13 protein-coding genes and 1 riboswitch are annotated in these 13876 nt (G+C 36.1%); of the genes, 9 read left to right on the top strand and 4 right to left on the bottom strand.

The annotated features are described in order from the left end of the window. Positions 1–39 precede the first annotated feature (39 nt). Complete coding sequence (locus ACLBWW_RS12145) at positions 40–1095, top strand: GGDEF domain-containing protein (protein WP_048542784.1); 1056 nt, start codon at positions 40–42, stop codon at positions 1093–1095. An 82-nt stretch (positions 1096–1177) separates the two neighbouring features. On the opposite strand, the gene pdxK is transcribed toward ACLBWW_RS12145, so the two are convergent. Further along, on the bottom strand, positions 1178–2002 hold the full coding sequence (gene pdxK / locus ACLBWW_RS12140) for a pyridoxine/pyridoxal/pyridoxamine kinase (RefSeq protein WP_048542783.1): 825 nt from the start codon (positions 2000–2002) through the stop codon (positions 1178–1180). A gap of 134 nt (positions 2003–2136) precedes the next feature. Here pdxK and ACLBWW_RS12135 point away from each other — a divergent pair, with 134 nt between their 5' ends. The 3 genes from ACLBWW_RS12135 (at position 2137) to ACLBWW_RS12125 (ending at position 5193) form a co-directional block, all read left to right on the top strand. Then, positions 2137–3708, top strand: coding sequence for a GAF domain-containing sensor histidine kinase (locus ACLBWW_RS12135; protein ID WP_098721123.1), 1572 nt, complete (start codon positions 2137–2139; stop codon positions 3706–3708). A gap of 20 nt (positions 3709–3728) precedes the next feature. After that, complete coding sequence (locus ACLBWW_RS12130; protein ID WP_048542779.1) at positions 3729–4376, top strand: response regulator; 648 nt, start codon at positions 3729–3731, stop codon at positions 4374–4376. Positions 4377–4566: 190 nt separating this feature from the next. Next, the gene (locus ACLBWW_RS12125) at positions 4567–5193 is read left to right on the top strand and encodes an FMN-dependent NADH-azoreductase (protein WP_000246726.1); all 627 of its coding nucleotides are present in this window, start codon (positions 4567–4569) and stop codon (positions 5191–5193) included. 62 nt (positions 5194–5255) lie between these two features. On the opposite strand, the gene ACLBWW_RS12120 is transcribed toward ACLBWW_RS12125, so the two are convergent. Next, on the bottom strand, positions 5256–5927 hold the full coding sequence (locus ACLBWW_RS12120) for a transcriptional regulator YeiL (RefSeq protein ID WP_447614051.1): 672 nt from the start codon (positions 5925–5927) through the stop codon (positions 5256–5258). A 106-nt stretch (positions 5928–6033) separates the two neighbouring features. Between ACLBWW_RS12120 and ACLBWW_RS12115 the strand changes: the two genes are divergently transcribed. Then, positions 6034–6729, top strand: coding sequence for a YjjG family noncanonical pyrimidine nucleotidase (locus ACLBWW_RS12115; RefSeq protein ID WP_048542774.1), 696 nt, complete (start codon positions 6034–6036; stop codon positions 6727–6729). Positions 6730–6769: 40 nt separating this feature from the next. Here the strand turns inward: ACLBWW_RS12115 and ACLBWW_RS12110 are convergent, their stop codons facing one another. Next, entirely contained in the window at positions 6770–8002 is a 1233-nt protein-coding gene (locus ACLBWW_RS12110) for a chloride channel protein (protein WP_064469937.1), read from the bottom strand. Between the two features lie 315 nt (positions 8003–8317). Further along, a riboswitch (SAM riboswitch) is annotated at positions 8318–8422 on the top strand. 93 nt (positions 8423–8515) lie between these two features. Here ACLBWW_RS12110 and ACLBWW_RS12105 point away from each other — a divergent pair. The 3 genes from ACLBWW_RS12105 to ACLBWW_RS12095 all read left to right on the top strand — a co-directional run bounded on the left by ACLBWW_RS12105 (position 8516) and on the right by ACLBWW_RS12095 (position 12141). Beyond that, positions 8516–9814: a bifunctional O-acetylhomoserine aminocarboxypropyltransferase/cysteine synthase gene (locus ACLBWW_RS12105; protein ID WP_000504750.1), complete on the top strand. Its 1299-nt coding sequence runs from the start codon at positions 8516–8518 to the stop codon at positions 9812–9814. Then, complete coding sequence (gene metA / locus ACLBWW_RS12100) at positions 9798–10703, top strand: homoserine O-acetyltransferase MetA (RefSeq protein WP_048542768.1); 906 nt, start codon at positions 9798–9800, stop codon at positions 10701–10703. Before ACLBWW_RS12105 ends, metA begins: the two co-directional genes overlap by 17 nt. Before the next feature lie 142 nt (positions 10704–10845). Continuing rightward, positions 10846–12141: a homoserine dehydrogenase gene (locus ACLBWW_RS12095; protein WP_048542766.1), complete on the top strand. Its 1296-nt coding sequence runs from the start codon at positions 10846–10848 to the stop codon at positions 12139–12141. 30 nt (positions 12142–12171) lie between these two features. Here ACLBWW_RS12095 and ACLBWW_RS12090 read toward each other — a convergent pair whose 3' ends face one another. Continuing rightward, positions 12172–12798: a YczE/YyaS/YitT family protein gene (locus ACLBWW_RS12090; protein WP_048542764.1), complete on the bottom strand. Its 627-nt coding sequence runs from the start codon at positions 12796–12798 to the stop codon at positions 12172–12174. 98 nt (positions 12799–12896) lie between these two features. Between ACLBWW_RS12090 and ACLBWW_RS12085 the strand changes: the two genes are divergently transcribed. Beyond that, the gene (locus ACLBWW_RS12085) at positions 12897–13874 is read left to right on the top strand and encodes a LacI family DNA-binding transcriptional regulator (protein ID WP_048542763.1); all 978 of its coding nucleotides are present in this window, start codon (positions 12897–12899) and stop codon (positions 13872–13874) included. Positions 13875–13876: the final 2 nt, after the last annotated feature.

Below are 13876 nucleotides of genomic sequence, written 5' to 3'. Positions count from 1 at the left end.
TAAGGAAAGTGATAGATAGAAAAGTAGGGAGATTATTTTATGTTAAGGGACTTATTTGTAAACACAACAATTATTCTTTCCTTTATTTTTGTTGGAGGTCAGCTTTTAAGAGATAAACCGTTAAAAGAAGGGTTCTCTTTTTTGCAGAAATGTGTAGTAGGTATTCTTACTGGAATATTAAGTGTACTGTTGATGCATTTTGGTGTACATATTGAAGATATTATGTTGGATCTACGTTATTTAGCTGTTATTTTGGCAATTATAATTGGAGGTCCGATAGCTAGCAGTATAACAGTTACTATTATATTAATTACCCGATTATTTTTTACTGAGTACTCTTTAGCCTCTGAATTGGCTTGTTATACAATTGTATTGATAGGTTTTGGAATTATTTTCATTTGGCGGATGAAAGCTTCTATATTTAAAAGATGGATCTGGTTTAATGTATATAGTTTATCTATTTTAACGGTTCCACTTTCTATTTTATTTAAGGATATGTCTATAGTAGCATTATATTTAGTTTGTAGTGGTGTTGCAGCATATATCACATTTATAAGCGCAAATTATGTATTGCAATCCAATGAGTTATTTCAAACGATGAAGCAATACGCAACGATAGATGCACTGACAGGTTTAGGAAACGTAAGACAGTTTGATTTAGAGATGAATCGTCATATTGGTAATAAGCGTATGAAAAATGATTCACTTTGTTTATTACTTATAGATATTGATCACTTTAAGTGTGTAAATGATACGTATGGGCATCCTGCGGGAGATGAAGTATTAAAACAAATGGGGCATATTTTACGAGAAGTTTCAATGTTTCCAGATTTGGCTTTTCGAAAGGGTGGGGAAGAGTTCGCGCTTTTGATACCGCAGAAAGGATTAGCTTATGGAATGCGTATGGGGGAAAAAGTTCGCACGGCTGTTGAAAACCATCCATTTCAATTGCTAAATGGAACAAAAATAAAAATTACAGTTTCAGTAGGAATTTCAGTGTATGAAGAATCACCAGAGCGATTTATTCAAGCTGCTGATGATGCATTATATTACTCCAAAAGAAATGGTAGAAATCAGGTTAGTTCTGCATCTTAAAGATAAGATGACCAGAAGAGCTTATAAAAAAACACCCACAGAGAGGAAATATATAAACTCTGTGGGTGTTTTCATTTATATGTTAGACAAGTTCTTTTGATGCAACGAATTTACGATATGCACCGTGATGTGTTGGGCCTACGTATTCGTTGATCTTGAATGAATAACGGATAGCAGCTGTGATAAATTCTTTAGCAGTTTTTACTGCTTCTTTCACAGTTTTTCCTTTTGCAAGTTCTGCTGTAATTGCAGCGGAATATGTGCAACCTGCGCCGTGTGTATTTGTCGTATCAATTTTTTCTGATTCTAGAAGATCGAATGTTTCTCCATCATATAGGACGTCGATTGCAGTTTCCGTACCAAGCTTGCTACCGCCTTTAATTAGGACGTATTTCGCACCTAAAGCGTGGATTTTTTTCGCAGCTTCTTTCATGTCTTCAAGAGAATTAATCTTTACGCCACTTAATTGGTAAGCTTCAAATAAGTTTGGTGTTACAACTAATGCCTTCGGAACAAGAACGTCACGTAAGCAATCGTTCGTTTCAGGATGTAATGCTTCATCAGCACCTTTACATACCATAACAGGGTCCACTACTACATTTTTGAAATTATGTTTCTCGATTGTTTCTGCAACCATTTCAATAATTTCTACTGATCCAAGCATACCTGTTTTTAAAGCATCTACGCCAACGCCTTCAATTGTCGTTTCTAATTGTGGTTTTAATGTAGAAGCCGGGATTGGGAATACGTTATGTGCCCAACCGTTATGTGGATCCATCGTTACGATTGTCGTAAGAGATGTCATTCCATATACACCAAGTTCTTGGAATGTTTTTAAATCTGCTTGTATACCAGCACCGCCACTTGTGTCAGAACCAGCGATAGTAAGTGCTTTATTTAATGTCATTATGAAATCCCCCTCAAGTGATATAATGAAAACTATGTTTTCACCATTATATCAATGTTACGAATAAGTACAAAGTGAAAAGTAGATGATTTACTTTAGGGGCGATTTAAAATCTTGTATGTAGGAGACGAATTATGTTTCAAGAGAATCGTACAAATGAATTAGTTATATTAAAAGAGATTGCAGAGACGTTGAACACCTCAAATGATACATATCATGTGCTGCAAGCTGTGTTGGAAAAACTGTTGAATGTAACAGGTTTAACGACAGGATGGATATTTCTTGCGGATGAAAATGGCAGATATACAAAATTAATTGATTATCAATTACCAGAGGGATTAAGATTTGAAAATAAACGACCGATGTGTGAGGGGAATTGTTGGTGTTTACACCGATTTGTGGAAGGGAAACTAGAGAAAGCCGTTAATATTATTGAATGTAAGAGAATTAATAATGCGATTGAATATAACTGGGGAGATACAGAAGGGATTGTGCATCATGCGACAGTGCCGCTAAAAGCGGGGGGAGATGAATTTGGCGTATTAAATGTGGCTAGTCCAGGTAAAACGCATTTTTCTGAAGAAGAGTTAGTGCTATTACAATCAGTTGCTTTCCAAATTGGAACAGCATTAAAACGTACAAAATTGTATGAAAATGAAAAGAGAAGGGCTCATTATTATGTAAAGTTAGACCGCTTTATTCAAGCTTTAAGGACGATTCATAAATTTAATGCATTGCCAGAGGAGATTGTAAAGCAAATAGGGAAGTTATTTTTATGGGAGCAAGTTGTATTCTTTATTAGAGAAGAAAATGAACTTGCTGTAAGAGCCTCATGTAAGATAGATGAGATACAAGAGGATTTGAAGTCGGCGGCACAGGAAGCTCTGAAAAAAGAAGAGCCTGTTTTGTTAAAGAGTCAGGTTGGGAATATCGTACATCCTAATCGTGCGGTTATTGCCATTCCCATACATATTCAAGATCATATATTTGGCGTACTAAGTGTAAGTTCGAATAATGGAGAATTTGATATAAATACGATAGATGTAGTACAGGCGTTAGCCAATCATATATCGTTAATGATAGAGAACTTAAGGTTAAATGAAAAGCGCCGAGAATTTGTACGACTGGAAGAACGTAATCGTTTAGCTAGAGATTTGCATGATTCTGTTTCACAAAAGTTGTTTTCATTAACTTTTATGACGAAAGGTGCCGAAGCCGTCTTAAAGGGGAAAAACGAAAAGGTAGATCAGTCTTTGCATGAGATACGTGAGTTATCGCAAGGTGCTTTAAAAGAAATGAGGACGTTAATTTGGCAACTACGTCCAGCGGGATTAGAGAAAGGACTATTACCAGCTTTAAAACAATATGGTGAAAGTTTGGGATTGAAAATTCGGGAACAAGTTACAGGTGTTCGTGATTTGCCACGTGTAGTAGAGGAAGCGCTATGGCGAATTGGACAAGAAGCTTTAAATAACGTAAGTAAACATGCGAATGTCAGAGAAGCGGCGATTTATTTCAAAGTGACGGAGAAGAATGTATCATTAGAAATAGTCGATCAAGGAAACGGCTTTGTAGAGAAGGATATAAAAGAGAAGAAATCACTCGGTATGACTACGATGCGCGAAAGAGTAGAATTAGTCGGTGGAACAATTAAAATTGTAAGTGATAAGAAAAGAACAAGTGTAAAAGTAAATGTACCATTATGATGTGAAAATGAGGGAAGTTTGTGAAAATAAAAGTATTGTTAGTTGATGATCATACAGTCGTTTTAAAAGGATTAGCATTTTTCTTAAGTACACAGGAAGACTTAGAGCTAGTTGGAGAAGCAAGTAATGGGAAAGAGGCATTAGTGAAAGTAGGGGAGACACATCCTGATGTTGTACTAATGGACTTATATATGCCCGAAATGGATGGTGTCGAGGCGACGGCGTGCATCAAAAAAGAATATCCAAATGTGAAAGTAATTGTATTAACCAGCTTTTCTGATCAGGCGCATGTTTTACCAGCGTTAAGGGCGGGGGCAAGTGGGTATATTTTAAAAGATGTAGAACCCGATCAGCTTGTTGAAGCTATTCGAAGCGCATATAAAGGTAATATTCAATTACATCCAGATATAGCAAATACTCTTCTCTCTCAAACATTACCTGTGGAAGAAAAGGAAGAAGAACCTTCTATTCAAGTGGATGTGCTAACGGCGAGAGAAAATGAAGTGTTGCAGCTATTAGCTAAAGGGATGAGTAATAAAGAGATTGCTTCTGTTTTAGTTATTACAGAAAAAACGGTAAAAGCGCATGTAAGTAGTATTTTGAGTAAGTTGAATTTATCTGATCGCACGCAAGCAGCATTATATGCAGTGAAAAATGGAATTGTATAAGACAAAAGTCGTAAGACCTAGTTCGCCTTTAGAAGGTGGACTTTTTTTATGGGAAAATACGTCTATGTGAGGACGAAATTGTCTTGATATAAAGATAAAATATGTTTGTAAGCAACAAAACAACAATTACAAGGGATACCTTTTTTGAAAGCATATAACAACAGAAGAGTGAGTACTAGGAGGAAAAACAATGGCAACAGTTTTATTTGTAAAAGCAAACAACCGCCCAGCGGAACAAGCAGTTAGTGTGAAATTATACGAGGCATTTTTAGCAAACTATAAAGAAGCACATCCGAATGATACAGTAGTAGAACTTGACTTATATAAAGAAGAATTACCATATGTAGGCGTAGATATGATTAATGGTACATTCAAAGCAGGTAAAGGATTTGATTTAACTGAAGAGGAAGCAAAAGCAGTAGCAGTTGCTGATAAGTATTTAAATCAATTTTTAGAAGCTGATAAAGTCGTTTTCGGTTTCCCATTATGGAACTTAACGATTCCAGCAGTGCTACACACATATATTGATTATTTAAACCGAGCTGGCAAAACGTTTAAATATACGCCAGAAGGTCCAGTTGGTCTAATTGGAGATAAGAAGATTGCATTATTAAACGCGCGCGGCGGCGTATATTCTGAAGGTCCAGCAGCTGAAGTAGAAATGGCTGTTAAATATGTAGCAAGCATGATGGGCTTCTTCGGTGCAACAAATATGGAAACAGTAGTTATTGAAGGACATAACCAATTCCCAGATAAAGCAGAAGAGATCATTACAGCTGGTCTTGAAGAAGCAGCTAAAGTAGCAAGCAAATTTTAATTGAAAATAGAATCGTCACTATAAAAAAGTAGCATTAACAGGTAAACGTTAATGCTACTTTTTTATATTTTAAGTTCATCAGCCAGTTTTTCTAATTGAATTCGATCTTGTATGTAATAGGTTCTTCCGTCTTTTTTTAAGTAATTTTGCTGGCAAAACTGGTTTAATACGTATAAAAGATGGCGGTAGCTGACATTTAAGTATTCCGAAGCCTCGGTATGTTTTTCTGTATAACTGTTATTTTGTTCTGTTAATAGAATAAACGCCGCTAATCGATTTTCGAACGGATAACTATTGTTTTTGGCGTAACTTTCTGTTCGGCTGATTGTTTTTTCACCGATAAATTTACATAGTTTCTGTAGAAATGTAGCATCTCGCAACAAAAGATGCTGACAATCTTTAAGAGGAAGCGCTAAGCACATACAATCTTCAATCACTTCCACCGTTTTCGTAACGGATTCTACGCCAATTAACCCTAATTCTCCAATGAACGAAGGTGCTTGAATAAAGTTAATTAAGGAGACCTTCCCGTTTTTGTGACTCATATATATTTTCGCTTTTCCGGAAATTAAGTAATAAAGATAAGGAACATCAACACCTTCATTACATATCCTTTCTCTCTTTTGAAAGGAATGTAGTTCAGCATACGGTAAGACATCAAAAGAAAAAAGAGTATGGAAGTTGTAAGTTTGCATGTAATGAGAGATTTCTTCGCTATTTTTGCTGACTTTCATATTTTCACCTCATGTTTAGTATGAGATATCTCCTATTATGTTTACAAGAAGGAATGATACGATTTACATAAATTTGTTTTTGTAGAAAAGAGAGTGTGAAGGGCTTATGAAAAAATATAAAACATTGCTATTTGATGTAGATGATACATTGTTAGATTTTCAGAAGGCGGAGAAAATGGCGTTACGTATGCTGTTTGAAGAGAAAGGGATTCCTCTAACTAGCGAGGTTGAAGGGCACTATAAAAAAATTAATAAAAGTCTTTGGGATGCTTTTGAGGAAGGTGAAATGAACCGTGATGAAGTTGTAAATACGCGGTTTTCAATTTTGTTTAAAGAGTACGGGGAAGAAGTAGATGGAGTATTATTCGAAAATAATTATCGTAGCTACTTAGAAGAAGGAGACCAACTTATGCAAGGTGCGTTTGAATTTATAAGTCAAATTCAAAGTGAGTACGATTTATATATAGTGACAAACGGTATTTCTAAGACGCAAGATAAACGTTTACGTAATGCAGGATTACATGCCTTGTTTAAAGATATTTTCGTTTCTGAAGATACGGGATTCCAAAAGCCGATGAAAGAGTATTTTGATTATGTTTTTGAACGAATTCCTAATTTTTCCCCTGAAGAAGGGCTCATTATTGGGGATTCGTTAAGTGCTGATATGAAAGGTGGATATGTAGCGGGAATTGATACTTGTTGGTTTAATCCAGAAAAGAAATCAAATAATAGCGAGATTGTGCCAACATATGAAGTACAAAATTTTGAAGAGTTATACGCGTTATTGAAGCAACGTGTGTAATAAAAATAGGCAGTGGAACTTTTGTCCCTACTGCCTATTTTTATTCGTTTGTAGCTTCGTTATTTTTAGGAAGTGGAAATGCATTACCAATCGCTGCCGCTCCAAGCATCGGTAATAGTAAATTGAGCGGGAAAAACATGAGTAATAGTAATGTTATAGCAATTGGTTTTCTTAATGCATAGCTTGAAATTGCTGTCGTGACGATGGCTACCGAAGCGATTGGATCTATCGGGATAATGGAAGCTATAGCATATCCGATACTAGATCCAGCAAATATAATTGGGAAAATATGTCCACCGCGCCAACCTGTATTTAAACAAACGGCAGTAATACATAATTTTAAAACACCTGAAAGAAGTAGTACCCAGAAGGATAAATGACTCCATTCAACGACTAAATCTTTTAATTGGTGTTCTCCTGAGAATAACGTGTACGGGAGAACAGTTCCTGTAATTCCTAATAAAATACCACCGATAATTCCAAGTGATAGTTTGTATTCCCTGAAGGGATGGATTAATTTCTCTAATGTGAATTCAAATTTGAAATAAAAGAAACCAACTATAGCACCAATACTAGCAAGTGGTAGAAAGGCGATCCATTCATTAAGAGAAAGGGAACCTTCCCCAAAATCAACGATAAAGGATCCGCGATTATCGAATTTACTAAGTAATAAATAAACGGAAAAACCAGCGAAAGTAGTAGCTAAATATACAATTGCTTTTTTTCCTTTAGAAAATTCGTTAATTTGCTCACCCTCATTTTCATTTGGAGCTAAATAACCGAATAGCGGCGCGTTAAAAATTACACTTAAAGTAGCGCCAATTCCAACCTCTGTTAGTTCATTCATTCCTTTTAAGGCAAATGTAAAGCGATCCCCTACCCATGTACAAAGTCCACCGATAATTCCAACAAGTGCTGCTTCGGGACCTAAGCTAGCTCCAAATATTAAAACGATAATCGCAGTTAAAGTAGCTTTATGTACAAAACGGTATTCAATTCTACCTGTTTTTTTATATTCACCCATCACTTCTGGCATAAGACGTGGATATGTACCGAAATACTTTTGAGTTAAACCAACGAGAATACCACCGATAGTTGTGACGCAAATAGTGTAATACGGGGGAGAAGCGAAAATAGTAGGTAAGTATCCCCAAATAAAGTGAATGCCGATATTTATTGTAACTAAAAATAGCCAGACTGTAGCTCCTACTATAGAGCCTAAAAGAATGCCGTATAGGACGAGTATATAGTGCATGTCCTTTGTATTTGTCATGTTATACCTCCGTTATGTAAGCTTTAATGTTGAAAGGATTCAATATGCTCCTGCGAAATGAATATGTATAGTATCTTTTTGAGAGGTTGGCTTATTCAATATATTGAGGTCTTGTGAGAATTTGAAATGTTATACAGTTAAACTACTTACTTAATTTTATATAGTAATCGAGGGTTTTAAAAGGTCTTTTTCAAATGAATATGGAATATATTTCTTTTGTTATGCATGTCAAATTCTTTGTATTTAATTTAGAACATTCAGAAAAACTGATTGACATTAGGAAATTATTGCTATAAAATCAACGGTAATTGCATAGTCTTATCAAGAAAAGGTGGAGGGACAGGCCCGATGAAACCTTGGCAACAGCCGTATAACGGAATTGTGCCAAATCCTGCAGGTAATAATCCTGAAAGATAAGAAAGAGCCTTTAGAGCGTGTTTTCAAACTGCTCCTTTCTTGTTTTCAGGAAAGGAGCAGTTTTTTTATTTTGTATAAAAGAAAGGAGAATGAGAGATGGGAGAATCATGGGGAAAAGGAACAATTTGTGTGCAAGGTGGCTATACACCAAAAAATGGTGAACCGCGTGTTTTGCCACTTTATCAAAGTACAACGTATAAATACGATACTTCAGATGATTTAGCAGCGCTATTTAATTTAGAGGCAGAAGGATATATATATACGCGTATTGGAAATCCTACTTTAGCTGCATTTGAGCAAAAGTTAGCGGATTTAGAGGGTGGTGTAGGAGCTGTTGCAACGGCTTCTGGGCAGGCTGCTATTATGCTTGCCGTTTTAAATATTTGTAGTAGCGGAGACCACTTGCTTTGTTCTTCCACAGTTTATGGCGGAACGTTTAATTTATTTGGAGTGAGTTTGCGTAAGCTTGGTATTGACGTTACGTTCTTTAATCCGAATTTAAGTGCTGATGAAATTGTGGCCCTTGCTAATGATAAGACGAAACTTGTTTATGCAGAGTCGTTAGGAAATCCAGCGATGAACGTTTTAAATTTCAAAGAATTTTCAGATGCAGCGAAAGAGTTAGAAGTACCTTTTATTGTGGATAATACATTAGCAACTCCTTATTTATGCCAAGCATTTGAGCACGGAGCAAATATTATCGTTCATTCTACGACGAAATATATTGATGGTCATGCAAGCTCTTTAGGCGGCATTGTTATTGACGGAGGGAACTTCGATTGGACAAATGGGAAATATCCTGAACTTGTTGAACCGGATCCAAGTTATCACGGCGTAAGTTACGTTCAAAATTTTGGTGCAGCAGCTTATATTGTGAAGGCGCGTGTTCAATTATTAAGAGACTACGGAAACTGTATGAGCCCATTTAATGCGTATATTAGCAATATCGGCTTAGAAACGTTGCATTTAAGAATGGAGCGTCATAGTGAAAATGCTCTCGCAGTTGCTAAGTGGCTTGCTAACCATGAACGTATTGAATGGGTGAATTATCCGGGATTAGATAGTAATGAAAATTACTCGTTAGCACAAACGTATTTGAAAAAAGGTGCTAGTGGTGTTTTAACATTCGGCATTAAGGGCGGATTAGAAGCAGCGAAAGAATTTATCGCAAATGTAAAACTAGCAACTCTCGTAACGCATGTAGCGGATGCACGAACTTGTGTTATACATCCTGCTAGCACAACGCATAGACAATTAAGTGCTGAAGATCAGCGTCTAGCTGGCGTTACATCAGATTTAATTCGTTTATCGGTTGGTATAGAAGATGTTTCTGATATTATTGCAGATTTAGAAGCAGCGCTAGTCGGAGGCAAAGAACATGCCGATCATAATTGATAGAGATTTACCAGCTCGCAAAGTGTTGCAGAAGGAAAATATTTTTGTAATGACGAAAGAGCGAGCAGAAACACAAGATATCCGGGCATTGAAAATTGCTATCTTAAATTTAATGCCTACAAAGCAAGAAACAGAAGCGCAATTACTTCGTTTAATTGGCAACACACCGTTGCAATTAGATGTTCACTTACTTCATATGGAATCACATTTGTCTCGCAATGTAGCGCAGGACCATTTAACGAGTTTCTATAAAACATTTCGTGATATTGAGAATGAGAAATTTGATGGACTTATTATTACAGGAGCACCAGTTGAAACTCTTTCTTTTGAAGAGGTAGATTATTGGGAAGAGCTTAAACGTATTATGGAGTATTCAAAAAAGAATGTAACATCTACGCTTCATATTTGTTGGGGGGCACAGGCTGGCTTGTATCATCATTATGGTGTTCCAAAGTATCCTCTTAAGGAAAAAATGTTCGGTGTATTTGAACATGAAGTTCGTGAGCAACATGTGAAATTGTTACAAGGGTTTGATGAATTGTTTTTTGCCCCGCATTCTCGTCATACAGAAGTACGAGAGAGTGATATTAGAGAGGTGACAGACTTAACATTATTAGCAAATTCTGAGGAAGCGGGAGTTCACCTTGTCATTGGGCAAGAAGGAAGGCAAGTATTTGCGCTCGGGCATAGTGAATATAGTTGTGATACGTTAAAGCAAGAATACGAACGGGATCGCCAAAAAGGGTTAAATATTGATGTGCCGAAAAATTATTTTAAGCATAATAATCCAAATGAGAAACCACTTGTAAGGTGGAGAAGCCATGGGAATCTATTATTCTCTAATTGGCTGAATTATTACGTGTATCAAGAAACCCCTTATGTATTATAAAAAAAAGATTGTGTAACACGTGGCAACGTTTTCTTTGTAAAGATTAACTTATATTTTTACGAATGTTCAAAAAACATTGTTTTTCAGATTTTTTACTCATATAATTTCATCTAAACACAATTTTTGAGGGGTGGACAGTATTATGAAAGAAATTCAAGTTGGTTTATTAGGTCTTGGGACAGTTGGGAGTGGTGTAGTTCGTATCATTACAGATCATCAAGAGCGACTTATCCACCAAGTAGGTTGTCCTGTAAAAGTAACGAAAGTACTAGTACAAAATATTGAAAAAGAGAGAGAGGTAGAGGTACCTTCTACTCTATTAACACAAGATGCAAATGAAATTTTAGATAATCCAAATATTGACGTTGTCATCGAAGTGATGGGTGGCATTGATGATGCAAAAGCATATATTTTGCAAGCCTTACAGAGCGGGAAGCATGTTGTGACTGCCAATAAAGATTTAATGGCGTTACATGGGGCGGAACTCTTAGCGGTAGCCAAAGATAATAAAGCAGATTTGTTTTATGAAGCAAGTGTAGCCGGAGGGATTCCGATTTTAAGAAGTATCGTAGAAGGACTTTCTTCAGATCTTATTACGAAAGTAATGGGAATTGTAAATGGAACGACAAATTTTATTTTGACGAAAATGTCAGATGAAGGGAGAGCATATAACGACGTGTTAAAAGAAGCCCAACAACTTGGATTTGCAGAAGCAGATCCAACATCAGATGTGGAAGGTTTAGATGCAGCGAGAAAAATGACGATTTTGGCTACCCTTGGTTTTTCTACAAATGTAGAGCTTGGAGATGTGAAGGTAAAAGGGATTACTTCTATTACAGAAGAAGATATTGAATACAGTAAGAGTTTAGGATACACGATTAAATTAATCGGTCTTGCGAAGCGGGATGGTGAAAAATTAGAGGTGACGGTTGAACCGACACTACTTCCAAATACACATCCTCTTGCGGCCGTACAAAACGAATATAACGCTGTATATGTGTATGGTGAAGCGGTCGGAGAAACGATGTTTTATGGACCAGGTGCAGGAAGTTTACCGACAGCAACAGCTGTTGTTTCAGATTTAGTAGCTGTAATGCAAAATATTCGATTAGGTGTAAACGGAAATAGTGCGGTATCCCCGCAGTATAAAAAGGTATTAAAAGAGCCAGACGAAATTGTTGTGAAGAAATTTTTAAGACTTCATGTAAAAGATGAAATTGGTGTATTTGCAAAAATTACTTCATTATTCTCTGAGCGTGGCGTTAGCTTTGAAAAGATTATTCAAATGCCGCTTGAAGAGAAAGGGAAGGCTGAAATTGTAATTGTGACGCATCGTGCGTCTCTTGCTGATTATGATTATATTCTACATACGTTGCAAGGGTATGAAGAAATAGATTGTTTGAAAGCAAACTATCGAATTGAAGGGGATTCTAAGTAGTATCTCTTCTCATAAAACAGAAAGAGCCTGTTAAGCAGCTTGCTTAATAGGCTCTTTTCTATTTAAAATCTTCGTACCAATTTGAATAAATGCTTGGATAATCCAGCCTGTTGTAAAGGATAAGATGATTGTTCCAAAATAGATAGGTCCATCTAATAGGAAGCTTAATGTTAAAAATAAAAACGCTAACGAAATTTCTGTTCTTCTAAATGTCCATTTCTTTTTCTCAGCAACCGTTAAAACGAAAGCTTCTTGAGGTGCTGCGCAAAGGTTTGTAGAGATGTAAAGACCAATCCCAGCTCCAACGAATAGATTTCCGCAAATAAGTGTTATATATTTTGGAAGAGAACGGATAGCGTCCATAATAGTTGGAATGGAACCAATCCAATCAACAAAAAGGGAAATAAGAACCATCGTTACAATTGTACCAATTGTTATTTGTTTTTTATTCCAAAAGAGTACGATAAGAGTAAATACAAAGTTAATCATGAAAATCCAAAAACCGATACTTATCCCGAAATTTTGATATAGTGCAATAAAGAAGGAATCATAAGGGCTAAGTCCAAAGGAAGTAATTGTCGTCATCATATTAATACCGATGGCGAGAGTGAGTAGACCGCCAATGAAAAATATATATTCTAATTTGAATCGAAGCATAGTTGTATATCCTTTCAAAATGTATTTGCTAGGAAAGGATATATTGTGGAAAGCTTACCAGGTCAAGGGAGAATTTTTGCAGAGAAGGGGAAAATGAGATGACGAATATAAGAAAGATTGCTGAACTTGCTGGAGTATCTGTTTCAACTGTTTCACGTGTACTGAATAATCATCCATATGTGAATGAACAGAAACGAAAAGAAATTTTAGCAATTATAGAAGAATTAAATTATACGCAAAATGTGAACGCAATTCATTTAGTGAAAGGAAAAACGAATGTCATTGGTGTTTTATTACCGCACGTAAATGATCAATATTATAGCGCTATTATCGAGGGAATATCAAAGGAAACAGCAAAGGATAACTATAATATGATGCTTTGTCAGACGAATTATAGTGAGGAAAGAGAATTAGAAATTTTGAATATGTTAAAAATGAAAAAGCTTGATGGGGTTATTATATGTTCCCGAGCAAATAGTAAGGGAAAGCTTGAAGAATATACGAAATTTGGTCCAATTGTTATGTGTGAAGAAATAGACTCGAATTTCATTTCGAGTGTGCATATTGATTACTATAAAGTCTTTTCGCGCGGGATGAAGAGCTTAATAGATGCCGGCCATACAAGTATTGGGTATTGCATTGGAAGGAGTAATAGCATTAATAGTCAGAGAAGAAAACAAGCATATGAAGATTCGCTTCAACAGATTGCTGTAGCACCGATAGAGGCTTGGAAGTTTAAAGGCTGTTTTACGGTGGAAGATGGGCGTAATGTGATTAGGGAATGGACACGTATGTCAGTGAAACCAACTGCGTTTCTTGTATCTTGCAACCATATTGCGGCGGGAATGGTAACGGAAGCAAGAAAACAAGGAATTTGTATTCCAGAAGATATTACGATTATCGGTTGTGATGATCAAGATGTCGCAGATATTTTAGGCATTACGACGATTTCGTATTGTAGTAAAAATGTCGGCGCAACGGCATTTGAATTATTATATGAAAAGATTAATGATGAGAAAATAGATGTAAAGCACGTAGAGTTATTGCCAGAACTAGTACATAGGGAAACAACATAATA

The organism is Bacillus sp. M5A3_1b (assembly GCF_053345335.1).
The sequence above is the reverse complement of the archived record's forward strand: the minus strand, read 5'-3'. Positions and strand labels throughout refer to the sequence as shown.